We start from the raw sequence: 24216 nt of genomic DNA, 5'->3' as shown, positions 1-24216 counted from the left end.
GATGGACCTCGCGTACACGCAGGAGGAGCAGGAGTTCCGGGCGCGGCTGCGGGAGTGGCTGGCCGCCGTGCTGCCCGGCCTGCCCCCGAAGCCGGACCCGGCGGACTGGCCGGGCCGCCGGGCGTACGACGCCGGCTGGCAGCGGCTGCTGTACGACGCCGGGTACGCGGGGCTGCACTGGCCCGCCGACGCGGGCGGCCGGGGCGCCACCCCCACCCAGCACCTGATCTTCCTGGAGGAGACGGAACGGGCCGGGGCGCCCTACGTGGGGGCGAACTTCGTCGGGCTGCTGCACGCCGGGCCCACCATCGCCGCCGAGGGCACCCCGGAGCAGCGCGCCCGCTGGCTGCCGCCGGTGCTGCGCGGCGACGAGATGTGGTGCCAGGGCTTCAGCGAGCCGGAGGCCGGATCGGACCTGGCCGCCCTGCGGACGCGGGCGGTGCGCGACGGTGACGACTACGTGGTCGGCGGGCAGAAGATCTGGACCTCGCACGCGGAGGTCGCCGACTGGTGCGAACTGCTCGTACGGACGGACCCGGCGGCGCCCAAGCACCGGGGGATCAGCTGGCTGGCGCTGCGGATGGACAGCCCGGGCGTCACGGTCCGGCCGCTGCGCACGCTGGCCGGGTCGACGGAGTTCGCGGAGGTGTTCCTCGACGAGGTGCGGGTGCCCGTCTCGCACCGGGTGGGCGCCGAGAACGACGGCTGGCGGGTCACCATGGTCACGCTCTCCTTCGAGCGCGGCACGGCCTTCGTCGGCGAGGTCGTCGCCTGCCGCCGCACCCTGGACGCGCTGGCCGCCGAGGCCCGGCGCACCGGGCGCTGGGACGATCCGGTGCTGCGCCGCAGGCTGGGCCGGCTCGGCGCGGAGTTCCAGGCGCTGTGGCGGCTGACCCAGTGGAACGTCAGCGAGGCCCAGCGCTCCGGCGGCGTCCCGGGGGCCGGCGGCTCGGTCTTCAAGCTGCGCTACTCGCACGCCCGCCAGGAGCTGTACGAGGCGGCGGCCGAGGTGCTGGGCGCGGGCGACGCCCTCGATCTGGACCGGGAGTGGGTGCGCGACCGGCTCTCCTCGCTCTCGTACACCATCGCGGCCGGCACCTCGCAGATCCAGCGCAACATCGTCGCCGAGCGCATCCTCGGCCTGCCGAAGGGGCGGTGAGCGAACCCGTGGACTTCCAGCTCTCGGACGACCAGCGGGCCCTGCGGGCGGGCATCGCGGAGCTGCTCGCGGGCCGTTTCGGCCGGGACCGGATGCGGGCGGCGCACGACGGCGGCGGGGGTGTGGACCGCGCGCTGTGGGCGGAGCTGGGCGCGGCCGGGTTCTTCGCGCTGCGGCTGCCCGAGGCGGCGGGCGGGGTGGGCCTCGGCCTGCCGGAATCCGTACTGTTGTTCGAGGAGCTGGGGCGGGCCCTGCTGCCCGGGCCCCTGGCCGCCACCGAGCTGGCCGCCGCCGCCGTGGAGGGCGCCGCGCACGGCGAGGCGGTGGTCGCGCTGGCGGAGGCGGGGCAGCCGGTGGCGCACCTCGCGGACGCCGACGCGCTGCTCGTCCTGACCGGGGGCCGGCCGCGCCTCCTGACCGGCGGGGCGCTGCGGCGGGTCCGGGACGGTGCGCGGCCGGTGCGCTCGCTCGACCCGGGCACGCCGCTGTGGCGGCCGGCGGACCTGACCGCGCACGCGGACGAGGGCGAGCCGGTGTCCGGCGGCGGGGCGCGGCTGCGCCGCGAAGGGGCCCTGCTGACCGCCGCCGAACAGCTCGGCAGCGCCGCCCGCAGCCTGGAGGACGCGGTCCAACACGCCCGTGACCGCGAGCAGTTCGGCGCGCCGATCGGCTCGTTCCAGGCGGTCAAACACCTGTGCGCCGAGATGCTGGTGCGCGTCGGCACGGCCCGCGCGGCGGTCTACGCGGCGGCCGTGACGGGCGACCCGGCGGAGATCGCCGGGGCCAAGCTCCTCGCCGACGAGGCGGCCGTCCGCAATGCCCGCGACTGCCTCCAGGTGTGGGGTGGCATGGGCTTCACCTGGGAGGCAGACGTTCACCTCCGCCTCAAGCGGGCCTGGCTGCGGGCGGGGCAGTGGCTGGCGGCGGCGGACGCGGAGGAGGAGCTGGCCGCCGGGCTCGGCCGGGCGGAGCCGGTGGGTGCCCGGCGCACGCACGTGACGCGTCCCACCCCTTGGCTTCACGCTGCGGAGTGACACAGCGCGATCGGCGCCCGCCGATACCGGCTTGTGTCCTTTGCGTGATTCGTCACGGGGTGGAGTCGGCGCCGGGCTCGGGTACGCTCCGTTGGATGCGAGTGGTTCTGGAACCTGGCGGTCCGGGTGCGGCCTGTGCGGCGCCCCGGGTCCGCGCGAGGTGTGCCGCTCGCGGTCCACACAGCGGGGCCGGGCCTGCCGGGAAGAGATTTTCCCGGCGCGTGCGGCGTCACTGTTCGACTCTCCGCAACGTGCGTCGCACAGTATGCACTACGCGTACTCCTTCGCGCTGGAATATGCCCGAAGCGCTTGTTGCGGTGACTGTACGTCAACCATGCTGTCTTGTAAGGGAATCACGTTCCGTGACCCTGAGGAGGCGCGAGGCGATGTGTCCGCCGGTTCGGATGGTGTGAGCGGTGCAGGTGCTTCAGGTTCAGTTGGAGGTCGGGCCCGACCCCGCGGAGGTCGGACGGGCCCGCAGATGGGCGCGCTCACGGCTCGCCGGGTCCGGCGTGAGAGACGACGAGCCGCTGGCCGAGACGCTCATCCTGCTGATCTCGGAACTCGTGACGAACGCGGTGGTGCACACCGGCTGTCCGGCCGTGCTGCGCATGCTGTTCGGCTCGACGGGCGCCCCGGGGAACGCCGGGACCGTACGGGTCGAGGTGGCCGACGCCAGCTGCCGCCCGCCGCAGCAGCGGCACGCTCGCGGTGAGGACACCGGTGGCCGGGGCCTGGAGCTGGTCGACGGCCTGGCCGACCGCTGGGGCTGGCAGCCCGAGGGCGCGGGCAAGCGGATCTGGTGCGAGGTCGACCGGGGCATCCCGCTCATCCAGGTCCAGATGCAGCCCGGTGCCCACGGCGTGGGCGCGCAGGCGTCCGGCGAGTGCGACGGCGCGGGCTGCGAGGCGTGCGGGCGCGAGGCGGCGGCGGTGGGCTACGACCCGTCGCGCGCGGTGACGCCCTAGCCTCCGGTGCGGTGCCCCCGGGTCAGAGCACGGCCACGGGGGCGACCGGGGTGCCGGTGGCGCCGGTGAAGGGCTCGGGCATGGCCGAGAGCAGGAAGCCGTGGCGCCCCTCCTCGGCGCAGGCGGTGGACAGCGCCTCCAGGTTCCAGTTCTGGCCCTGCGGCATGCCCATCTCGACCAGGTCGAGCGCGTGCACGCCCAGCCACAGGTCCTCGATCTCCGGCGGGAAGATCTCGAAGGTCAGCGTGTCGTTGGCGACCGCCGCGACGTCGCGGGCGCGGAACCACTCCGGTGTACGGATCGACAGGCCGGGCGACGGGTAGCCGTACCCGTTCTTGTCCCCGGCCAGATACACCTGCACCTGCCCGGTGCGTACGAGGACGACGTCCCCTGCCCGCACCCGCACCCCGGCCAGCTCCTCCGCCGCCTCAAGGTCCTCCGGTGTGACCGCGTGACCGCCGGGCAGCCGGTCCACGCCGTGGGCCCGGGCCACGTCGAGGAGCACGCCGCGCGAGACGACGGGCGGCATGGTGCCGATCCCGCTGAACCGGGCGCCCTCGTGCGCGGTGATCGTGCCGGCCGGGCGCCCGTTGTAGATCTTTCCCGAGTGCGAGGCGTGGGTCAGCGCGTCCCAGTGCGTGGCCGTCTGGAGGCTCAGGACGGCGGAGTCGTCGCTGGTGGCGACGGTGCCGGGGCCGAAGAGCTCCTGGTTGATCTGGACCATCGTGTGCAGCGGATTGATCCGCCCCGGTACGAGGCCGCTCTGCACCCCGTCCTGCTGGAGCGGCAGCGCGAGCGGTACGCGCAGCCCCGCGCGGACGGTGGCGGCGGCCTCCCGGACCACCTCGTCGGTGATCAGGTTGAGCGTCCCGATCTCGTCGTCCGCGCCCCAGCGCCCCCAGTTGTTGACGCGCTGGGCGAGGTCGTGGAACACGGCCGGCAGTGACATGGCGCCTCCTGGGGCTTGTGCGGGTGGACCTGATGGCCCGTAGAATCTAACGGTCCGTCAGAAACCGCGGGAAGGGGCCGGGCATGGGGAACTTCTTGGCAGGCAAGGTCGTCGCCGTAACCGGTGCCGGGCGCGGCATCGGCCGGGCCGTCGCGCTCGCGGCGGCGGCGGAGGGCGCGAAGGTCGTCGTCAACGACTACGGCGTCTCCATCGAGGGCGGCGAACCGGCGAGCGGGATAGCCGAGTCCGTCGTCAAGGAGATCGAGGCGGCGGGCGGCGAGGCGGTCGCCGTCGCGGACGACATCTCCACGATGGCCGGCGGGCAGCGGGTCGTGGACACCGCGCTCGAACGGTACGGGCGGATCGACGGCGTCGTCTGCGTGGCCGGCATCCTGCGCGAACGGATGCTGTTCAACATGTCCGAGGCCGAGTGGGACCCCGTCGTCGCCACCCACCTCAAGGGCACCTTCACCGTCTTCCGGGCCGCGTCGGCCGTCATGCGCAAGCAGGAGGGCACGGGCACGCTGATCGGCTTCACCAGCGGCAACCACCAGGGGAGCGTCGCCCAGGCGAACTACAGCGCGGCCAAGGGCGGCATCATCTCGCTCGTCCGCAGCGCGGCGCTCGGCCTCCACAAGTACGGCGTCACCGCGAACGCGGTCGCGCCGGTGGCGCGTACCCGGATGTCCGCCAACGTCCCCATGGAGCTGAAGGAGATCGGCGAGCCGGAGGACGTGGCGGCCCTCGTCGTCTACCTGCTGAGCGAGCGCGCCCGCGCGGAGGGGATCACCGGGCAGGTGTACACGATCGCGGGCCCCAAGATCGCGGTCTGGGCCCAGCCGAGGGAGCTGCGCGCGGCGTACACGGAGGGGGCGGCGGCCTGGACCCCTGAGCGCATCGCGGACTTCCTGCCGGGGACGGTGGGGGTGGATCCGATGCCGATGCTGGCGCGGCTGGAGGAGATGGCGGAGGCGGCGCGCGCGAAATCCCGCCCCAATGCGTGAATCGGCGGGGGCCGATTTTCAGCCCCTCCGGCGATTGAGGAGGGGGTCCGGGCCAGCGCCCCGGGGGCTCCGCCCCCGAACCCCCGCTCCTCAATCGCCGGAGGGGCTTGGTTTCGCGCCCCGCTCCTCAGTCGCCGGAGGGGCTTGGTTTGGTGCCCCGCTCCTCAGTCACCGGAGGGGCTTGGTTTGGCGCACCGCTCCTCAATCGCCGCAGGGGCTTGAGTTGACCCCCAATCAAAGGAGCCGCACATGAGAGGCATCGTCTTCGACGGCAAGCGGGCCGAGGTCGTGCACGATCTGGAGGTACGGGACCCCGCCCCGGGCGAGGTCCGGGTCGCCATCGCCGCCGCAGGCATCTGTCACAGCGACCTGTCGGTGATCGACGGCACGATCCCCTTCCCGCCGCCCGTCGTGCTCGGCCACGAGGGCGCCGGCGTCGTGGACGCCGTCGGGCCCGGCGTCACGCACGTCGCCCCCGGCGACCACGTCGCGCTGTCCACGCTCGCCGCCTGCGGCGCCTGCGCGCAGTGCGACCGGGGGAGGCCGACGATGTGCCGCAAGGCGATCGGGCGGCCGGGCCGGCCGTTCACGCGGGGTGGCGAGCGGCTGTACCAGTTCGCGTCGAACTCCGCGTTCGCGGAGAAGACGATCGTCAAGGCCGTGCAGGCGGTGAAGATCCCCGAGGACCTGCCGCTCACCTCCGCGGCCCTGATCGGCTGCGGGGTGCTGACGGGAGTCGGAGCCGTACTGAACAGGGCGAAGGTCGACCGGGGCGAGAGCGTGCTCGTGATCGGGACGGGCGGGATCGGGCTCAACGTGATCCAGGGCGCGCGGATCGCCGGTGCGCTGACGATCGTCGCGGTGGACTCGAACCCGGAGAAGGAGGCCGTGGCCCGCCGGTTCGGCGCGACGCACTTCCTGACGTCGGCCGAGGAGGTCAGGGACATCCTGCCGGACGGCGTGGACCACGCCTTCGAGTGCGTGGGCCGCACGGAGCTGATCCGGACCGCGATCGACCTGCTCGACCGGCACGGGCAGGCCGTCCTGCTGGGCGTACCGGCGGCGACGGCCGAGGCGTCGTTCCTGGTGTCCTCGATGTACCTGGACAAGTCGATCCTCGGCTGCCGCTACGGCTCCTCGCGCCCGCAGCGGGACATCGCGCTGTACGCGGACCTGTACCGGGAGGGCCGGCTGCTGCTCGACGAACTGGTCACCGCGACCTACCCGGTGGAGGACTTCGCCGCGGCCGTGGACGACGCACACCACGGGCGGGTGGCCCGGGGCGTGCTGGTGTTCTGAGACCGGTGTTCCGAAGGGGCGGGCTACGCCCGGTTCCCGGCCGCCGAGCGGAACGTGCGGCGGTAGACCGTGGGGGAGACCCCCAGCGCCGCCTGGAGGTGCTGCCGCAGCGAGGTGGACGTGCCGAAGCCCGCGTCGCGGGCCACCTGGTCGATCGACAGGTCGGTGGACTCCAGCAGCCGGCGCGCCAGCTCCACCCGCTGCCGGGTCAGCCACTGCACGGGGCTGACGCCGACCTCCTCGCGGAACCTCCGGGTGAACGTCCGTACGCTCATCGACTCCTGCTGGGCCATGTCCCGCAGCAGGATCGGCCGCTCCAGCCGGGCCAGCGCCCAGGCCCGGGCGGTGGTCGTCGTGGCGAACTGGGTGTCGGGGACGGGCCGCTGGATGTACTGCGCCTGGCCGCCGTCGCGGTGCGGCGGTACGACGGTGCGGCGGGCGACGTCGTTGGCGACGGCGGTGCCGTGGTCGCGGCGCACCATGTGCAGGCACAGGTCGATCCCGGCGGCGACCCCGGCGGAGGTCAGGACGTCGCCGTCGTCGATGAACAGGACGTCGGGGTCGACCCGGACGGCGGGGAAGAGCTGCTGGAAGTGGTCGGCGGAGGCCCAGTGCGTGGTGGCGGGGCGCCCGTCGAGGCAGCCGGCGGCGGCCAGGACGTAGCTGCCGGTGCAGATGGACACCATCCGGGTGCCGGGCCGGATGTACGCGAACGCGGCGGCCAGCTCGTCGGTCAGCCGGCCCTCGGAGTGGACGGGGCCCAGCTCGTAACTGGCCGGGACGACGACCGTGTCGGCCGTGGCGAGGGCTTCGGGCCCGTGCTCGACGGTGATCGTGAAGTCCGCGTCGGTGCGGACGGGGCCGGGCGGCCGGACCGAGCAGGTCGCGACGTCGTACAGTTTCCGGCCCCGGGCCTGCGGCTCGGCGGCGCGGGCGAGCCCGAATATCCGCTGGGGGATGCCCAGTTCGAAGGGGAGCAGCCCATCGAGGGCGAGAACGACGACCCGGTGCGGCACAACGGCCTCCCTTCAGCCCGGCTGGTCCCGACGAAAAGCACCTAGCTGGTATAGACCATAAGCTGATACATGTCATCGGTGTGAAGGAAAAGTCTGCAGACTCCGTGTGCATTCCCGCCACGGACCACGAGCGCGTCCCGGGTGGTACGACCCCCCTCGCGTCCCCTCTCCCGCCCTTGTTCGCGGAGCCCCAGCGGCTCTGGAACCGTAACTTCCGGTTGTTCTTCGTCGCCCGGACCGCGGCGCTCTTCGGGGACGGGATGATCCCCGTCGCCCTCACCGCGGGCCTGCTCGGGGCCGGGCGCCCGCATTCCTCGGTCGGGTACGCCCTCGCGGCCTGGATGGGGCCGCTCGCGCTGTTCGTGCTCTTCGGCGGCGTCCTCGCGGACCGGTTCACGCCACGCCGCATGATGATCATCGCCGACTCGCTGCGGCTGGTCGGCGCCTCGGCGCTCGCCGTCTCGTTCGCCACCGGCAACCCGCCGCTGTGGGCGGTGTACGCGCTGAGCGCGGTGGCCGGGGTCGGGGCGGCGCTCTTCCAGCCGGGCGTGGCCTCCACCGTGCCGAGGGTGGCGGCGGACGTCCAGCGCGCCAACGCCGTACTGCGGGTCTCCGAGGCGCTGATGACCATGGCGGGCCCGGCCTTCGCGGGCGTGCTCGTCGGCCTGGCGAGCGCCGGGGCGGTCTACGCGGCCAACGCGTCCACGTTCCTGGTCTCCGGGATCTGCCTCTTCCTGCTGCGCCTGGCCCCGGCCCCCTCGGACGAGGCGCCGCGCGGCTCGTTCCTCGCGGAACTGGTCGACGGCTGGCGGGAGTTCACCGCGCGCAGCTGGCTGTGGGGCGTGATAGCCGTCTGGACGGTGTACGGCTTCGCCGTGCTCGGCCCGATGCTCCCGCTCACCGCCGTCGAGGTCACCGAGGCCCACGGCTCGGGGACGTACGGGGTGATGATGGCCGTGAACGGCGCCGGCAGTGTCGTCGGCGGCCTGCTCGCCCTGCGCCTGCGCCCGCGCCGGCCCCTCGCGGCGGGCGCCGTCGCGCTGACCGGGGTGTGCGGGAACCTGATCGTGCTGGGCCTCGGGCTGCCCGTACCGGCCCTGGGCGCGGGGCAGTTCGTGGCGGGCGCGGCATCCGCGTTCTGGCTGGTGATGTGGTCGACCACGGTCCAGACGCACGTACCGCCCCAGGCGCTGAACCGGCTGCACGCCTACGACGTGGCGGGCTCCCTGCTGATGCTGGCGGCGGGCCGGGCGCTCGCGGGCCCCGTCGCGGACCGGGTCGGCACGGCGGAGGTGCTGCTCGCCGGGGCGGTCATCAACATGCTGGCGGTGGGCGTCCTGCTCGCCGCCCGCCCGGTGCGCCGCCTGGAACGCATCGGCTGACCGGGTCCCGGCGGGACGGCGTGGCCCGATCCTTGCGAACCGTGTCCCTCGGGCCACTCGTGGGGGCGGACTCCGCGACCGGATGCTGGGCGCGTGAATCCGACAACCGAGAGCGCCGTCCCCGTCGCCCCGCTGCCGACCGCCCCCGACGCGCCCCGCCGGCGCCGCGTCCACCGCGCGTGGATCGTCGCCGCCGTCACCTTCGTGACGATCATCGGGGGCGCCGCCTTCAACTCCCTGCCCGGTCTGCTCTTCGATCCCCTCCAGGACGACTTCGGCTGGTCGCGCGGCCAGATCGGGCTCGCCGTCTCCATCGACATGGCGCTGTACGGTCTCACCGCACCGTTCGCCGCCGCGCTGATGGACCGGTTCGGCATCCGCCGGGTGGTGGCCGTGGCGCTGAGCGCGGTCGCGGCCGGGGCGCTGGCGAGCGTGTGGATGACGGCGGCCTGGCAGCTGATGCTCTACTGGGGCGTCCTCGTCGGGCTCGGCACCGGTTCGATGGCGCTGGCCTTCTCCGCGACGGTCACGAACCGCTGGTTCGTCGCCCGGCGCGGCCTGGTCACCGGCGTCCTCACCGCGGCCGGCGCCTCGGGCCAGCTGGTCTTCCTGCCGCTGTGCGCCTGGATCGTGGACCGGCACGGCTGGCGCCCGGCCTCGGTGACCGTCGCGCTGGCGGCCCTCGTCGTCGTCCCGTTCGTCTGGTTCCTGATGCGCGACCACCCGGCCGACGTCGGGCTCGCCCCGTACGGCGGGGAGTACGTGGAGAAGCCCGCGCCCACGCGCGGGGCGGCGGGCCGGGCCGTGCGGGTCCTGTTCCAGGCGGCCCGCACGGGACCGTTCTGGCTGCTGGCCGGGTCCTTCGCGATCTGCGGCGCCTCCACCAACGGCCTGATCCGCACGCACTTCGTACCCTCGGCGCACGACCACCACATGCCCATCACCGCCGCCGCCTCGCTGCTCGCGGTCATCGGGATCTTCGACGTCATCGGCACGGTCTTCTCCGGCTGGCTCACCGACCGCTTCGACGCCCGCCGGCTGCTGGCGGTCTACTACGCGCTGCGCGGCGCGTCCCTGCTGTTCCTGCCGCTCCTGATGCAGCCGACCGTCGAGCCGCCGATGGTCTTCTTCATCGTGTTCTACGGCCTGGACTGGGTCGCCACGGTCCCGCCGACCCTGGCCCTGTGCCGGGAGCAGTACGGGGAGGACAGCGCGATCGTCTTCGGCTGGGTCCTGGCCTCGCACCAGGTGGGCGCCGCGCTCGTCGCCTTCCTGGGCGGGGTGGCGCGGGACTACTTCGGCACGTACGACGTGGTCTGGTACGCGGCCGGGGCGCTGTGCGCGGTGGCGGCGCTGATGGTGCTGGTGATCCGCCGGGCCGGGAAGCCGGTGAAGGCCGCGTTCGTGGCGTGAGCCGTTCAGCCGGTGAAGGCCGCGTTCGTGGCGTGAGCCGTTCAGCCGTCGAAGCGCCCGAACGCCCCCCGGTGGAAGAGCAGGGGCCCTTCCCCTCCGGCCGTCGCCCCCAGGGCCTCCACCCGGCCCACCACGATGAGGTGGTCGCCGCCGGTGTGGACGGCCTGGACGCGGCAGTCGACCCAGGCGGGCACGGAGTCGAGCAGCGGCGAACCGGTCGCCGGGGCGGGGGCGTACCCCACCCCGGCGAACTTGTCGGCCCCGCTGACCGCGAACCCCCGGCACAGCGGGCCCTGGTCCGCGCCCAGGATGTTGACGCAGAAGGCCCCGGCGCGGGCGATGCGCGGCCAGGTCGTGGACGTACGGGCGACCATGAACGCCACCAGCGGGGGGTCGAGCGAGAGCGAGGCGAACGACTGGCAGGCGAAGCCGGCCGGCCCGCCGGGGGTGCCTGGATCGTGGGCCGTGACGATGGTGACCCCGCTGGCGAAGTGGCCGAGGACCCGGCGGAATTCACCCGCGTCGACCGGCGGCCGCTCATCGGCGGCGACGGCCCGCAGATCGGGGCGCGGCAGCGGATCGACCGGCACCGGTGCGGCGGCGGTCGTCGCGGCGCCGGTGGACCTGAGGTAGCGGACGGCGGTTGCGGCCATGCCTGCGTGTCCCATCACGCCTCCATTGGAACTGACGGAGCGTCAGACTGGAAGGGTCGGGGCGGAACCGTTTCGGCGCCCCCCTCGCCGGGCGTGAGGCGGCCCGGGTGAGAATGCCCGGTGGAGGGGGGCTCACATGGCCAGGAATGCCGCGTGGGACACGCGGAAACCGTGGGGGGCGCGGGGACGCGCCGAGGTGCCGTCCGGCCCGCCGCCCGTGTGGTCCAGCCGGTCGATCCTGGCCGGTGCGGCCGCGCTGTTCGTGGGCGCGCTGGCCGGCGTCGAGGTCGGCGGCTTCGCGGAACTCACCGCCGAGGCGCCCGCACCGCCGGACGGGCCCGGGGGGAGCCCGCTCCTCCTGCCGTTCCGCCCGAGCACCCCGAGCTGAACCGTGAGTACGGCGACCTGGACACACCGGGCTGGTACACGCTGACCCGGTGACGGGGGCCTTAGACCCCCCGGTACGTCGGCGTCCGCCGCTCCACGAAGCTCGCCACGCCCTCCTGGGCGTCGCGGGTGGTCATGTTGATCTCCTGGGCCATGGCCTCGGCGGCGAACGCCGTGGTGCGGTCGGTGTCCAGGGAGGCGTTGACGAGCTGCTTGGTGAGGGCGATCGAGCGGGTGGGACCGGCGGCGAGCCGTTCGGCCCAGGCGCGGGCGGTCGCGGCCAGCTCCTCGTCCGGGACGGTCCGGTTGACCAGGCCCAGGCGCTCCGCTTCGGCCGCCGGGAGCGCGTCGCCGAAGAACATCAGCTCCTTGGCGCGCTGCGGCCCGACCAGCCGGGGCAGCAGATACGCGCCGCCGCCGTCGGGCACGAGGCCGCGGCGTACGAACACCTCGATGAACTTCGCCGACGCGGCGGCCAGGACCAGATCGCAGGCGAACGCGAGATGGGCGCCGATGCCGGCCGCCGTGCCGTTGACCGCCGCCAGGACCGGTTTCTCGCAGTCCAGGACCGCCGCGACGAGCCGTTGCGCGCCGAGCCGGATCGTACGGGCGACATCCCCCGGCACCCGGTCGCCGGTGGCCGGGGCGCCGCGCAGGTCGGCGCCCGCGCAGAAGCCGCGGCCGGTGGCGGTGAGGACGACGGCCCGGACGGCGGGGTCGGCGGAGGCGTCCGCGAGCAGCGCGATGACGCGTTCGCGCTGGTCCCGGGTGAGGGCGTTCATCGCCTCGGGGCGGTTGAGGGTGATCCACGAGACCCCGTTGTCAGTGGCGTGGAGTATCAATGAACCAAGCGGCCCGGACGGGTCGGCGTGGTCGGTGGTGTCTTCGGGGGAGGACGACATGAGACAGCTCCTGAGCAGGTGGGACGGGCTCATCCAGCCCGTCCGGCGTTCGAGGACGGAAGCCCGCGCCCAGGACCGGGGCGACAGGCCGAGGGCCCCGCGCCCCGGACCGGTGCGAGCGAGCGCGCCCCGGGCCGGTGCGGGCGAGCGCGCCCGGTCAGCGGCACACCGCGAGCGCGTCCAGGGCGACCGCCCCCTGCCCCCGGCCCAGCACCATCAGCGGGTTGATGTCCAGCTCGGCCAGGTCGTCGCCCAGCTCCAGCGCCATCCGCTGGACCCGCAGGACGACTTCCACGAGGGCGTCCACATCCACCGGCGGCCCGCCGCGCACGCCTTCGAGCAGGGCCCGGCCGCGCAGCTCGCCGAGCATGTCCCGCGCCTGCTCCTCGCCGAACGGCGGCACCCGCACCGCCGCGTCGTGCAGCACCTCCACGAGCACGCCGCCGAGTCCGACCGTCACCGTAGGGCCGAACAGTGGGTCCCGGGTGACGCCGACCATCATCTCGACGCCGCGCTCCACCATCTGGCAGACCAGGATGCCGTCGAGTCCGACGTCCTCGTAGCGGGCGATGTCGGTGAGCTCGCGATAGGCGTCGCGGACCTGGCTGGCCGAGGTGAGGCCGACCTTGACGAGGCCCAGTTCCGTCTTGTGGGCGAGGTGGGCGCCGGACGCCTTCATGACGACGGGGTAGCCGACGAGCCCCGCCGCCCGGACGGCCGCGGCGGCGCTCGTCACCAACTGCTCGCGCGGCACCCGGATTCCGTACGCCCGCAGCAGCTGCTTCGCCGCGTGCTCGCTGAGCTGGTGGCCCGGGCGCATCAGTGCCTGCGCCTTGCGGAACGAGGGCGACGGGGTGCGCGGGGCCTCGTCGAAGGGGGAGCGGTAGGAGGCGGCGAAGCGGTGGTGGTCCAGGTAGGCCCTCACGGCGGTGATGCAGTTGCCGAAGGTGCGGAAGGTGGCGACGCGGGACGAGCCGAGGAGCGTGGTGCGGTAGGCGTCCTCGGTGCCGACCGGCGACCCCCACACCACGCACACCAGCTTGTCGGTGGCCTCCGCCGCGTCCACCAGGTCCTGGGCGAGCCGGTCGCTCATCGGCGGGAAGGGGCCGGTGATAGGACAGATCAGCACGCCCACCGCGGGGTCGGCCAGGATCGCGTCGATGATCTTCCGGCCGCGCCAGTCGCCGACCGGGTGCCCGCCGTTGTCGACCGGGTTCGCCACGTTCAGGTAGTCCGGTATCCAGGTGTGCAGCTCGGCCTGCTTGGCCGCCGAGAGCTCCGGGAGGCGGAGGCCGGCGCCCGTGGCCAGGTCCGCGAAGTGCGCGCCCGTGCCGCCCGAGATCGAATAGACGACGACGCCCTCGGCCTGCGGCGTGCGGGCCCGGGCCAGGAGGGCGGCGGTGTCCTGGAGTTCGTCCAGGCCGTCCACGCGGATCACGCCGAACTGCCGCATCGCCGCGTCGACCACCTCGTCGGCGCCGGTCAGCTTGCCGGTGTGTGACGCGGCCGTCCTGGCCCCCGCCTCCGTACGCCCCACCTTGACCGCTACCACGGGGACCCCGGCCCGCGCGGCCCGGTCCGCGGCGAGCAGGAAGGAGCGCCCGTCCTTGAGCCCCTCCATGTAGCAGGCGATGGCCCCGACCTCGGGGCGCTGCGAGAAGTACGCGATGAAGTCGGCGGTCTCCAGATCCGCCTCGTTGCCCGTGGGCGCCCAGTGGGAGAGGCGTACGCCCAGCTCCTGGAGGGTGTAGACGGGGCGGCCCTGGTGGCCGGACTGGGTGATCAGGGCGATGGCCGGCCCTTCGAGGTCGTCGCGGAACTCCTCGAACGCGTTGAGGTTGGTGTTCGGGCCGAGCAGCCGCAGCCCCGACCGCTCCACCGCGGCGGCCAGCCGTGCCTGGGCGGCGGCCCCCTTCTCGCCGGTCTCGGCGAACCCGGAGGCGAAGGCGACGGCGAACCGCACCTTCGCCTGCGCCAGTTCCTCGATCACGGGGAGCGGGTCGCCGACGAGCAGCACCGCGAGGTCCACCTGTTCCGGCAGGGCGGCGACGGAAGGAGAGCACGCCCGTCCGAAGACCGAGGCGCGCGTGGGGTGTACGGGATGCAGCCGCGCCCCGACGCGCTCGGCCCAGGCGATGAGCTGGCGGGTGATGCCGGTGTTGGGCCGGCCCTCGGTGTCGGACGCCCCGATGACGGCGACGGACTCGGGCCGGAAGAAGCGGTCCAGGTCCGGGACGGGGGCGTGCAGCGGCCGGCCGCTGACGTCGAGGTCGCCCTCCGGGGCGATGGACGCTCTGCTGTGGACGGCGGCGCGCGGCTCCTCGCCGCAGGCCACCACCCTGGCGCGGAAGTCGGTGGTGAGGGTGCCGTGAGTCGATCCAAGCATCGTTCCGCCCACTCCTGCTCGAAGGTCCGCCGGGCGCGTGGAGCCGCCCGGCCGGTGTCCGAAGCTGACACTCTGTCAGGTTACTGAACTGACGGGCCGTCAGGAATGGGTGTGCGAAGAAATGATGGGATGGCGCCCGGACGGGAGGCGGGCGGGCCGGTCGCGGGGGCCGGCCGTCAAGGGGTGTCGGGGGAGCGGCGCGCCGCCGTGCCCTCTTCCGTGAGGTGGGTGTCCATGGTGGTGTTCAGGTCGGCCATGAACGCCTCGAACTGCTCCAGGAGCCGGGGCGGGTAGTGCGACATGGTGGCGTCGAGGCGGCGGGCGAGCGGGCCGAAGAACTCGTCCGCCCGTTCCTGGATGTGCCCCCCGCTGCGCAGGGTGATGACGCGCCGGTCGGAGTGTTCGCGGACGCGGGTGATGTGCCCCGCCGCTTCGAGGCGGTTCAGCAGCGCGGTGGTGGCTCCCGTGGACAGGGGGATGCGCTCGCTCAGCCGCGCCGGTGACAGGGGGGTGCCGCGCTCCTCGGCGGCGGCGATCTCCAGCACGGCGGTCGCGTCGGTGGAGTGCAGGCCCAGCCAGGCGGCGAAGCGCCGGCTCAGCTCGGCGTAGTGGCCGCCGTGGACCCGCAGCGCCTCCATCAGCCGCTCGCGCCGCTCCGCGACGCCGTCGCCCATCGCTTCCTCCATGGGTGCCCCTTCGCCTCTTCCTCCGCCGCGCGGTTCGCGTCGGCGCCCCGCTTTGACAACCTACCGCCACCACTTTACCTTCATGGTGGAACTACTTCACGATGGAGGTATCGAGCGTGTCTGATCCGTCCCCCGCCCCCGGCGCGACGCCCCAGCCGTACCGGTGGCTGATTCTGGCGGTGATGATCGTCGCGGAGATCATGGACCTCCTGGACGCGTCGATCGTCAATGTCGCGGGCCCGGACCTGGAGAGATCCCTCGGTGCCGGTTCCGTCGGCCTGCAGTGGGTGATCGGCGGCTACGCCCTGACCCTGGGCGCGGGCCTGGTGCTGGGCGGCCGGCTCGGTGACCGCTACGGGCGGCGCCGGATGTTCCTGATCGGGCTGGCGGCCTTCACCGCGAGCTCGCTGCTGTGCGCGGTCGCGCCCGGCATCGGGTCGCTGATCGCCTTCCGGCTGCTCCAGGGCACCGCCGGGGCGATGCTGCTCCCGCAGGGCCTCGGCCTGCTGCGGGAGAACTTCTCCGGTCCGGAGCTCACCAAGGTCTTCGCGATCTTCGGCCCCGTCCTCGGCCTGGGCGGCATCGTCGGCCCCGTCCTCGGCGGCTTCCTCATCGAGGGCGACTTCTTCGGCCTGGGCTGGCGGTCGGTGTTCCTGGTCAACCTGCCCATCGGGCTCGCGGCGCTGATCGTCGCCGCGCGGTTCGTGCCGAAGAAGCCCGGCGACCGCGCGGTGCGGGTGGACATGGCCGGTGCGGCCCTGGTGGTCGCGGCCTGCGCCCTGCTGGTGCTGCCGCTGAACCAGGGGCAGGAGAAGGGCTGGCCGCTGTGGACGTGGCTGTGCATGGCCGCGTCGGCGATCGGCTTCGCCCTGTTCGCCGTGCAGCAGCGCCGTACGGCCGCCGCGGGCCGCGAGCCGCTGGTGACCCCGGGCCTGCTGCGCAAGCCGGCCTTCACCGTCGGTCTCGGCGGCATCGCCCTGTTCTTCGGCGGGCTGATCGGCACGCAGCTCGTGCTGACCCTCTACCTCCAGATCGGCCGGCACTTCACGGCGGGCGAGGCGGGGCTCGGCAACCTGCCGCTGGCGGTGGGGACCGCGATCGGCGGAGCGGTCAGCGGCGCGTTCCTCGCGGAGCGGATCGGCCGCAAGGTGCTCCAGATCGGACCGCTGGTGCAGCTGGCCGGTGCGGCCGTGCTGTGGTTCGAACTCGACGGCCTCGACGCGTCCTCGTTCTCGATCTGGGACATCGTCCCCGGCGTGACGGTGGCGGGCGTCGGCGCGGGCATGGTGATCGCCGCCCTGTTCAGCTTCATCCTCGCCGCGGTCGACGACGACGAGATCGGTTCCGCCTCCGGCGTGCTCTCGGCGGTCCAGGCGCTCGGCGGCTCCATCGGCGTCGCGGTCTTCGGCTCGGTGTTCTTCGACCGGGCCGGGGCCGGTGACTTCACCGGCGGCTTCCACCGCGCGCTGATCGTCCAGGCGTGTCTGCTGGTGGCCTTCCTCGCCATCACCTTCCTGCTGCCCGCGAAGGGCCGCCCGGAGGAGGAGCAGCACGGGATCGCCCCGGAGCCGGCCGCCGTGGGCTCCGGCACCGAGCGATAGCTCACCGGGTGAGAGCCCGGGCCCGGGGCCGCTCACCGGGAGCGGCCCCGGGCCCCTCGCCCATTCAGCGCCTCGCCCGCTCAGCGCCTCGCCCGCTCAGCGCTCCCTGCGGCTCGCCTTCCCGGCGATCTTCTCGGCGTCCCGGGCCAGTTCGCGGAGCATGCCGCTGATGGGGTTGGTGAAGCCGGTGAAGTACAGGCCGGGGGCCTGCTTCGGGGTGCGGCCGCCGTGCACCACCGGGCGGCCCCGGGCGTCCAGCACCCCGAGGTGGCCGACCAGCGGTTCCAGGGCCCGCCGGTAGCCCGTCGCGGCGATCACCGCGTCCGGGGTGAGGCGGGTGCCGTCCGCCAGGACCACCGCGTCCTCGTCGAACGACTCGACGGCCGCCACCGGCACCACCCGGCCGCGCTTCACCGCGTCGATCAGCCCGACGTCCTGGACCGGAATGGCGCCTTCCTTCACGCGCGAGTACAGGCCCGTGTCCGGCCGGGGCAGCCCGTGTTCGGCGAGGTCGGGGACGGCGATACGGGACATCAGGCGCCCGGCCCGGTCCACCAGGGCGACGGGCAGCCGGCGCACCAGGATGCCGGTCGCCTGCGCGGGCCATCCGGCCGTGGAGCGGCGCACGATGTGCGGGGCGGTGCGCACGGCGAGCCGTACGCGTGACGCCCCGCCCTCCACCAGGTCGACGGCTATCTCCGCGCCCGTGTTGCCGACGCCGACGACGAGGACGTCCTTGCCGGCGTAGGGGGCCGGGGCGCGGTAGCCGGAGGCGTGCAGCAGCTCGCCGGTGAAGGTCTCGCGGCCGGGCCAGTCGGGCAGGCTCGGGGTGTGGTTGAAGCCGGTGGCCACGACGACGGCCCGCCCGGTCAGTTCGCGGCCGCCGCTCGCGCTCAGCCGCCAACCGCTGCCGTCGGCCGCCCGGTCGATCCGGGAGACCTCGACGCCCGTCACCACTTCCAGCTCGTGGTGTTCGGCGTACTTCTCCAGGTAGCGGACCACGTTGTCGCGGGAGACCCAGCGCCCGAACCTGCGGGGCATCGGCAGTCCGGGGAGCGCGGACCAGCGCCGGGTGGTGTGCAGGTGCAGCCGGTCGTAGTGCCCCCGCCAGGACGCGCCGACGCTCCCGGACTTCTCCAGGACGACGGCCCGTACGCCCCGCGCGCGCAGGGCGGCCGCCGCTGCGAGGCCGCCCGGGCCGCCGCCGATGACGTAGACGGGACGGTCCTCGGTGAGGTCGGTGGGGGCCGGGGAAGTGCTACCGGCGGTAGGTGCGCTGTCGGACATGCTTCGGAGCGTAATCGCGTGACTCCTTGATGGGTCTCGGTCAAGACCGGAATCGATTGCGAATTGATCACGCTCTCGAACGCGGGTGCGGTAGGCGGTCGCACCCCTCGCGCCGTGTGCCCTCGTCGGTCGTGTGGTCGCACCTCTTGCACTGCGCGTCCCCGTCAGGTGAACTGACGTACCGTCAGTTTCAGTGCAACGGGAGGCGCCATGCGGACGATCTGGCTCGACGGGGCCCAGTGGCTCGCCGTTCTGCGCATCGGACTCGGCCTGTGGTGGCTGGAGAGCTGGCGCCACAAGGACCGGAAGGCGTGGTTCGAGCGCGGCACCGGCATCGCATGGGCGGCGGACGTGGCCCGGGAGCACCGCTGGCCGGTGGTCCGCAGCGGCTTCGAGTGGACCGTCGCCCCGCACCCCGGGGCCATGGCGTACGTCGTCGTGTACGCGGAACTCGCCCTCGGCCTCGGCCTGGTCACCGGCTTCCTGACCCCGGTCGCCCTCGTCGGCGGGCTCCTGCTCAACCTCCTCTACCTGGTGCTGATGATCCACGACTGGGCCGAGCAGGGGCAGAACGCGATGATGGCGCTCATCTCGCTGGTCGCCCTGTTCGCGATGTCCTGGCAGACCTGGTCCCTCGACCACGCGATCGGACTCTTCCTGTGACGGCCACCCCGACCACCCCGCCCGCCGCCCCCCGCCACGACCTCCCCGAGCCCGACGCGTTCACCCGGCCCTACTGGGACGCCGCGGCCGAGGGGCAGCTGCTGCTGCTGCGCCGCTGCCGGGCCTGCGACCGGGCGCACCACTACCCGCGCGAGTTCTGCCCGTACTGCTGGAGCGAGGACGGCGAGTGGGTCCGCGCGAGCGGCCGGGCCACGCTCTACACCTGGTCCGTCGTCCACCGCAACGACCTGCCCCCGTTCGGCGCCCGCGTGCCGTACGTCGCCGCCGTGGTCGATCTGGCGGAGGGGCCGCGCATGATGACGCAGGTGGTGGAGTGCGAGGAGGGCGCGCTCGCGATCGGGATGGAGCTGCGGGTGACGTTCCGCCGGGAGGAGGGGCGCGAGGCGGTGGCGGTGTTCCGGCCCTGACCCGGCCCTACGACCCCGTGGCGGCGGGCGCCGGTACGCAGTCCGAGCCGTCGCCCCGGGTCATCCCGGCCGCGATCTTCTCCAGGGAGTGCCGGCGCACGGCGAGACCGATGACCAGGGTGTGGCCGGCGGGGATGAGGGAAGGGGCCACGACGAGGGTGGGTTCGCCGTCCTGGGGGCCGCCCAGGTGGAACGGCAGTTTCGCCCCGGGCTTCGAGCGGGACGGGTTGGCGCAGTCGGGCTCGCCCAGCAGCACCCTGGCCCGTACCCCCATGGCCGCCAGGTTCCGCTGCATGGTCTCGACGTCGATCTCCCCGGACGGGTCCACGATGACCAGCCTGACCCGGCCGGTGGCCTTGTCCTTCTCCAGCGTGTAGGCGGCGTTGGTGACGCGCGTGGACGAGCCCGGGGCCGAGGGCGCGGACTGCCCGAGGCCGAGCGTGCCGGCCAGCGCGGCGGCCGCGGCACCGGCGGCGAGGGTGAGCGGAACCCGGCGGGCCCAGCGCCCGCCGGCGGATCGCGTACGGACCACCTCGGCGGTGCCCGCCCGGTGGGCGTTCTGCGCCACGTGCTCCTTCAGCGCGTGCAGCAGACGGTCTTCGAAGCGTTCGGTCTTCATCGGGCCTCCACGGCGAAGGACGAGGGATGCGGAAGGGATTCCGGGGGAGCGGGCGTCAACGTGTCCCGCAGCGCGCGGCGGGCGCGGTGCAGGCGGACGCGCGCGGTCACCTGCTTGATGCCGAGTGCGGCGGCGGCCTCGGGGACGGTCAGGCCGTCGACCGTGACGAGTTCGAGCACCGCCCGCTGACCGGCCGGCAGCGCCGCCATGGCGGCCAGCAGCGCGGTGCCGTCGCGTTCGGCGTCGATGCGGTCTTCGAGCCGCGCGATGTCGTCCTCGTCCAGCAGCCGGCGCCCGGCGATCCTGCTCTCGGCGTTCCACGTCCGGGCGGCCCGCCGCCGCTCGGCCGCCACCACATTGCGGGCGATGCCGTGGAGCCAGGCGGAGGGGCTGCCCAGCTCCTCGCGGTAACCGGGAGCGGCGGCGATCGCCGCCAGGAACACGTCGGCGGTCAGGTCGGACGCGGCGTACGCGTCCCGGCTGCGCCGGGTGGCGTAGCGCAGTATGGCCTGCACGTGCGCCCGGTAGAACAGCTCGAACGCCTCCGGGTCCTCGCCGATCTTCGCCACCTCGTAGGTGGCCGGTGGATGTCTCACAGAAGCTCCTCGGATCGACTGCTGTGGCCTCATCTCCTCTTGGCGTCCCGCGGCCCATGCGTTACAAGCGTCACGCCGGGCCCGGCTACCGGCGGACACGCGGGCGGTGTCAGGCTGTTGTCCCCCGATCCGCACGTCCGTGAGGGAATCATCCGTTGAACACCGGCAGCTACTACGAGCGCATCGACGCACACCACTACAAGCCCACCGCCCACGCGAGTGGCGCGTGGAGCACGGACGAGGTGCACTTCAGTCCGCTCGGCGGCCTGCTCGTCCACGCCATCGAGCGCCACCTCGCGGACCGGCCGGGCGAGCGCCTGCTGCTGTCGCGGGTCGGCTTCGACATCCTCGGCCGGCTCGCCCTGGACGAGTGCGAGATCCGCGTCGAGACCGTCCGGCCCGGCCGCACCATCGAGCTGGTGGAGGCGGTCGCCCTCATCGCGGGCCGTCCGGTCGTACGGGCCAGGGCCTGGTCGCTCGCCCCCGTGGACACCACCGCCGTCGCCGACGGCGAGGCCGGGCGGCTCACCCCGCCGGAGGCGCTCGCGCCCTGGCCGATGGCCGACCTCTGACCCGGCGGCTACATCGCGTCCCTCGACGTACGCCCGCTCGCGCCGCCGCTGCCGGGCCGCACGACCGCCTGGATCTCCACCCCGCTGGACCTGGTCGCGGGCGAGGCCGCCGGCCCGCTGGCGTCGTACGTCGCGCTGGTCGACACGGCCAACGGCATCGCCGTGCGCGAGCAGCCCACCGAGTGGATGTTCCCCAATGTGGACCTGACGATCCACCTGCACCGGCAGCCCGAGGGCCGCTGGACCGGCCTCGACACCACGGTCGTCTTCGGCCCCACCGGTCAGGGCCTCACCAGCACCGTCCTGCACGACGTCAACGGCCCCGTCGGCCGGGCGGAGCAGATCCTCACCGTCCGCCCGCTGTAGGGGGACGGCCTCAGCGCCCCAACTCCTTGCGCTGCTTGCGGCGTTCGAGGAAGCCGGGGTTGCGCAGGCGCACGCCGCCCATGCCGCAGGTGCCCGTGATCCTCAGCAGCGGCGCGCCCGGCAGCCGCTCGCCCGAGGTCCGGTCCTTCACGCCGCCGAGCCCCGGGTCCAGCGCGTCCGTGTCCACCGCCCAGCCCTCCGGCACCACGATCCGCACCCCGCCCATCTGCGCGTCCACCTCAAGCTCGACCTCGCGCAGCCGGCACTCGGCCCGGCTGAAGTCGAGCCGGGCGCCGCCCATGCCCGCCTGGACGAGGAGGCGCGGCGGCACCTTCCAGCCGCCCTCCCGCCGCACGCCGTGCATGCCGCCCCGCAGGGTCAGCGGCTCGCCCGCGTCGGGCACGACCGGGACCAGGTCGTCGGTGAGCGGGGCGAGATCGCCGTACGTCTTCGCAGTGAGGGCCAGGTTGAGCCGGGCGTCCAGCTCGTCGAGGTCGATCCGCCCCTCGGCCGCCGCCTCCCGCAGCCGCTCCACCACCGCCTCGCGGTCGGCGTCGGAGGCCCGTATGCGGGCGGCGGATCGCGAGGGCTCAGCAGTCATGCACCTGATGATACGGAGGCCGGGGCGCCACGCACCCCGTCAGGCCCGGCCGGCCGGCCGCGGCCGGGCGCGCTCCAGCCACGGGCCGAACTCGCTGTCCAGGACCAGCCGTCCGAGCTTGCGGTACTCCGCGAGGACGGCCGCGACCAGCTGCTCGGTGTCCAGCGGACGGCCCGACTCAGCGGCCTGGTACGCGGCGGTGACCGCGCAGGCGCGGATGGAGCCGCCCGTCAGCTCGAAGCGCTCCGCACAGGTCGGCAGGTCGAGGCCGGGGGCCCGGGGGACCTCCGTACCGAGGCAGCGTTCCCACAGGGCCAGCCGCTGCTGCGCGTCCGGTACGGGGAAGTCGGCGACCACGTCGAGCCGGCGGGTGAACGCCTCGTCCAGGTTGGCCCGCAGGTTGGTGGTGAGTACGGCGATGCCGTCGAAGGACTCGACGCGCTGGAGGAGGTAGGCCGACTCCACGTTGGCGTGCCGGTCCTGCGCGTCCTTGACCTGCGAACGCTTCCCGAAGACGGCGTCCGCCTCGTCGAACAGCAGCACCGCGTTGACGTCGGACGCCTCGGCGAAGATCCGCTCCAGGTTCTTCTCGGTCTCGCCGACGTACTTGTCCACCACGGAGGACAGGTCCACGACGTACAGCTCCATGCCCAGGTCGGCCGCGACCACCTCCGCCGACATGGTCTTGCCCGTCCCGGACTCCCCGGCGAACAGGGCGACGATGCCCCGCCCCCGGCCCCCGCCCGGCCGCATCCGCCACTGCCCGAGCACCTGCTCCCGGTGGCGGGCGCGCAGGGCCAGGTCGGAGAGCTGGCGGCGGGTCGCCGGGGGCAGCACGAGGTCGTCCCAGCCGACGGCGGGCTCGATGCGGCGGGCGAGCCGGGCCAGGCCCGCCCCGTTCTGCGCCCGGACGGCGGTGCGCAGGTCCCGGGCCTCCACCGGGCGGCCCTCCAGGGCGGCCAGCCGGGAGGCGACGGCGGCGGCCCTGCGGATCTGGCCGGAGTCGAGCCGGTAGGCCCGGGTGGCGTCGGCGAGATCCGCGTCGGCCGTCGCGGTGCCCGCCGCGAGCCCGGCCCCGGCATCGGTCCCGGCACCTGCCCCGGCACCGGCCCCGGTGAGCGCGTGGCGCCACCGCCGTGCCGCGTCCGCCGGGTCCGGCGGCGGGACCGTGACCGTCACCGGGCTCTCGCCCGCCCACAGCGGGTCCCAGTTCTTCTTCCCGTACACGATCAGGGGCGAGCCGCCGCCGACCGCGGCGCAGAGGGCGCCGACCAGGGCGGCGCCCTCGGGCTGCTCGGGGGCGAGCGTCTCCAGCGGGCCGAGGACGAGACCGCCGCCGCTCAGCCGCGCCTCGGCCGCCAGGACGCGCACGGTCCTGTCGGGTGCCGGGGCCGCCGCCAGGGCCGCCGCGTCCACCACCAGCGGGCGGAGCCCGGCCGAGGCGAGCGCGTCGGCGGCGAGCCCGCCCGGATCGCCGCCCCGGTCCAGCAGGTGCACCAGGCCGGTACCGGCAGCCGCCGCGATCCGCAGCGTCGTCGGGCACGCGCCCGGCCCCTCCGGCGGTTCGCCCACCCGGACGAGGCCGTGCAGCCGTCCGTCCACCTCGTCGTCGCCGAGCAGATGGGCGGTGATCCGGTCCGGGACGCGCAGGACCCGGGAGAGCAGCGGGCGTTCGGGCTCCAGCACCTCCACCAGACCGGCCGCGACGAGCGGGGCGGACGGCCCGAAGCGGAAGCGGCCGGCCCCTGCGGCGGGCAGGCCGCACAGTTCGAGGGCCAGGCCGATCGTCGCCCGGCGCCGGGTCAGGTCGTCGTTGAGATAGCCGTACAGCCGCTCGAACCGGGCGTCGATGTCCGGGGCCATCGCGACCAGCAGGAGATCGACGTCCGGCGCGACCAGGCCGAAGCGCTCCACGAGCGCCGCGATCCGGCCCCGCTCGGGGGAGTCCGCAGGGGTGTCCGGGCCGGGGACGGGGCGGAACGCGTCGCGCGAGTCGAGGACCCGTTCGGCTGCGGCGGCGGTGAGGTACTGGCCCCGGAACGGGTCGTCCGGCTCCGGGTCGGCGTCCCGGCGCACCGCGACCGCGAGCCGTACCCGCCGCTCGATGCGGCCGAGCCGTTCCCAGAGGTCCGCCACGGCCGTCGGCGGGGTGCCGTCCGGCGCGTGGAGGCCGGGGCGCGGGGCCTGGTGGGCCGTGGTCACCTGGCCCTCCCCCCGCGCCTGCGCCGGCCCGGCGGGGGTTGCC

General features: G+C 74.2%; 22 protein-coding genes and 1 pseudogene. 12 read left to right on the top strand and 11 right to left on the bottom strand.

Annotated elements, in window-relative coordinates:
- Position 1 precedes the first annotated feature (1 nt).
- The 3 genes from E6R18_RS24780 (at position 2) to E6R18_RS24770 (ending at position 3161) form a co-directional block, all read left to right on the top strand.
- Positions 2-1159 (top strand): acyl-CoA dehydrogenase, encoded by a 1158-nt coding sequence (locus E6R18_RS24780; RefSeq protein WP_136319114.1) that lies wholly within the window; start codon positions 2-4, stop codon positions 1157-1159.
- Between the two features lie 8 nt (positions 1160-1167).
- The gene (locus E6R18_RS24775; RefSeq protein ID WP_136319131.1) at positions 1168-2193 is read left to right on the top strand and encodes an acyl-CoA dehydrogenase family protein; all 1026 of its coding nucleotides are present in this window, start codon (positions 1168-1170) and stop codon (positions 2191-2193) included.
- A gap of 416 nt (positions 2194-2609) precedes the next feature.
- Positions 2610-3161 (top strand): ATP-binding protein, encoded by a 552-nt coding sequence (locus tag E6R18_RS24770; RefSeq protein ID WP_240799841.1) that lies wholly within the window; start codon positions 2610-2612, stop codon positions 3159-3161.
- Positions 3162-3183: 22 nt separating this feature from the next.
- Here the strand turns inward: E6R18_RS24770 and E6R18_RS24765 are convergent, their stop codons facing one another.
- Positions 3184-4110 carry a cyclase family protein gene (locus E6R18_RS24765; protein WP_136319113.1) on the bottom strand — a complete coding sequence of 309 codons (927 nt, stop codon included), beginning with the start codon at positions 4108-4110 and terminating at the stop codon, positions 3184-3186.
- Between the two features lie 83 nt (positions 4111-4193).
- On the opposite strand from E6R18_RS24765, the gene E6R18_RS24760 reads away from it, so the two are divergent.
- Together E6R18_RS24760 and E6R18_RS24755 are read left to right on the top strand one after the other, a co-directional pair.
- Positions 4194-5114 (top strand): SDR family oxidoreductase, encoded by a 921-nt coding sequence (locus tag E6R18_RS24760; protein WP_136319112.1) that lies wholly within the window; start codon positions 4194-4196, stop codon positions 5112-5114.
- Positions 5115-5363: 249 nt separating this feature from the next.
- Positions 5364-6413, top strand: a complete 1050-nt coding sequence (locus E6R18_RS24755) for a Zn-dependent alcohol dehydrogenase (RefSeq protein WP_136319111.1) — start codon at positions 5364-5366, stop codon at positions 6411-6413.
- A 23-nt stretch (positions 6414-6436) separates the two neighbouring features.
- On the opposite strand, the gene E6R18_RS24750 is transcribed toward E6R18_RS24755, so the two are convergent.
- Positions 6437-7429 carry a helix-turn-helix domain-containing protein gene (locus tag E6R18_RS24750; protein WP_136319110.1) on the bottom strand — a complete coding sequence of 331 codons (993 nt, stop codon included), beginning with the start codon at positions 7427-7429 and terminating at the stop codon, positions 6437-6439.
- Positions 7430-7533: 104 nt separating this feature from the next.
- Between E6R18_RS24750 and E6R18_RS24745 the strand changes: the two genes are divergently transcribed.
- Both E6R18_RS24745 and E6R18_RS24740 read left to right on the top strand, forming a co-directional pair.
- On the top strand, positions 7534-8811 hold the full coding sequence (locus E6R18_RS24745) for an MFS transporter (RefSeq protein ID WP_136319109.1): 1278 nt from the start codon (positions 7534-7536) through the stop codon (positions 8809-8811).
- A gap of 93 nt (positions 8812-8904) precedes the next feature.
- The gene (locus E6R18_RS24740) at positions 8905-10224 is read left to right on the top strand and encodes an MFS transporter (RefSeq protein ID WP_136319108.1); all 1320 of its coding nucleotides are present in this window, start codon (positions 8905-8907) and stop codon (positions 10222-10224) included.
- Between the two features lie 41 nt (positions 10225-10265).
- Here E6R18_RS24740 and E6R18_RS24735 read toward each other — a convergent pair whose 3' ends face one another.
- Positions 10266-10877, bottom strand: a complete 612-nt coding sequence (locus E6R18_RS24735; protein ID WP_136319130.1) for a flavin reductase family protein — start codon at positions 10875-10877, stop codon at positions 10266-10268.
- A 136-nt stretch (positions 10878-11013) separates the two neighbouring features.
- Here E6R18_RS24735 and E6R18_RS24730 point away from each other — a divergent pair, with 136 nt between their 5' ends.
- Complete coding sequence (locus E6R18_RS24730; protein ID WP_136319107.1) at positions 11014-11265, top strand: hypothetical protein; 252 nt, start codon at positions 11014-11016, stop codon at positions 11263-11265.
- Between the two features lie 61 nt (positions 11266-11326).
- Here the strand turns inward: E6R18_RS24730 and E6R18_RS24725 are convergent, their stop codons facing one another.
- The 3 genes from E6R18_RS24725 to E6R18_RS24715 all read right to left on the bottom strand — a co-directional run bounded on the left by E6R18_RS24725 (position 11327) and on the right by E6R18_RS24715 (position 15238).
- Positions 11327-12166, bottom strand: a complete 840-nt coding sequence (locus tag E6R18_RS24725; protein ID WP_136319106.1) for an enoyl-CoA hydratase-related protein — start codon at positions 12164-12166, stop codon at positions 11327-11329.
- 157 nt (positions 12167-12323) lie between these two features.
- Positions 12324-14552, bottom strand: coding sequence for an acetate--CoA ligase family protein (locus tag E6R18_RS24720; RefSeq protein WP_136319105.1), 2229 nt, complete (start codon positions 14550-14552; stop codon positions 12324-12326).
- A 176-nt stretch (positions 14553-14728) separates the two neighbouring features.
- Positions 14729-15238, bottom strand: coding sequence for a MarR family transcriptional regulator (locus E6R18_RS24715; RefSeq protein ID WP_136319104.1), 510 nt, complete (start codon positions 15236-15238; stop codon positions 14729-14731).
- Between the two features lie 116 nt (positions 15239-15354).
- On the opposite strand from E6R18_RS24715, the gene E6R18_RS24710 reads away from it, so the two are divergent.
- On the top strand, positions 15355-16839 hold the full coding sequence (locus E6R18_RS24710; protein WP_136319103.1) for an MFS transporter: 1485 nt from the start codon (positions 15355-15357) through the stop codon (positions 16837-16839).
- 96 nt (positions 16840-16935) lie between these two features.
- Here the strand turns inward: E6R18_RS24710 and E6R18_RS24705 are convergent, their stop codons facing one another.
- Positions 16936-18126 (bottom strand): NAD(P)/FAD-dependent oxidoreductase, encoded by a 1191-nt coding sequence (locus tag E6R18_RS24705; protein ID WP_136319102.1) that lies wholly within the window; start codon positions 18124-18126, stop codon positions 16936-16938.
- A 210-nt stretch (positions 18127-18336) separates the two neighbouring features.
- On the opposite strand from E6R18_RS24705, the gene E6R18_RS24700 reads away from it, so the two are divergent.
- Together E6R18_RS24700 and E6R18_RS24695 are read left to right on the top strand one after the other, a co-directional pair.
- Complete coding sequence (locus E6R18_RS24700; RefSeq protein WP_136319101.1) at positions 18337-18789, top strand: DoxX family protein; 453 nt, start codon at positions 18337-18339, stop codon at positions 18787-18789.
- Complete coding sequence (locus tag E6R18_RS24695; protein WP_136319100.1) at positions 18786-19217, top strand: Zn-ribbon domain-containing OB-fold protein; 432 nt, start codon at positions 18786-18788, stop codon at positions 19215-19217. Before E6R18_RS24700 ends, E6R18_RS24695 begins: the two co-directional genes overlap by 4 nt.
- A 7-nt stretch (positions 19218-19224) precedes the next feature.
- Here the strand turns inward: E6R18_RS24695 and E6R18_RS24690 are convergent, their stop codons facing one another.
- Together E6R18_RS24690 and E6R18_RS24685 are read right to left on the bottom strand one after the other, a co-directional pair.
- Positions 19225-19836, bottom strand: a complete 612-nt coding sequence (locus tag E6R18_RS24690) for a hypothetical protein (RefSeq protein ID WP_136319099.1) — start codon at positions 19834-19836, stop codon at positions 19225-19227.
- Positions 19833-20432: a sigma-70 family RNA polymerase sigma factor gene (locus E6R18_RS24685; protein ID WP_136319098.1), complete on the bottom strand. Its 600-nt coding sequence runs from the start codon at positions 20430-20432 to the stop codon at positions 19833-19835. The genes E6R18_RS24690 and E6R18_RS24685 overlap by 4 nt, the downstream gene beginning before the upstream one ends.
- 155 nt (positions 20433-20587) lie before the next feature.
- Between E6R18_RS24685 and E6R18_RS24680 the strand changes: the two are divergent.
- Positions 20588-21370, top strand: a pseudogene (locus tag E6R18_RS24680) (thioesterase family protein).
- A gap of 10 nt (positions 21371-21380) precedes the next feature.
- Here the strand turns inward: E6R18_RS24680 and E6R18_RS24675 are convergent.
- Positions 21381-21971 carry a DUF1707 domain-containing protein gene (locus E6R18_RS24675; protein WP_136319097.1) on the bottom strand — a complete coding sequence of 197 codons (591 nt, stop codon included), beginning with the start codon at positions 21969-21971 and terminating at the stop codon, positions 21381-21383.
- A gap of 39 nt (positions 21972-22010) precedes the next feature.
- Positions 22011-24107, bottom strand: coding sequence for an ATP-binding protein (locus tag E6R18_RS24670; protein ID WP_136319129.1), 2097 nt, complete (start codon positions 24105-24107; stop codon positions 22011-22013).
- Positions 24108-24216: the final 109 nt, after the last annotated feature.

The sequence above is a fragment of the Streptomyces sp. A1277 genome, from assembly GCF_004795015.1.
GTDB lineage: Bacteria > Actinomycetota > Actinomycetes > Streptomycetales > Streptomycetaceae > Streptomyces.
Note: the sequence above shows the minus strand (reverse complement) of the source record. Positions and strands in the feature narration are given on the sequence as shown.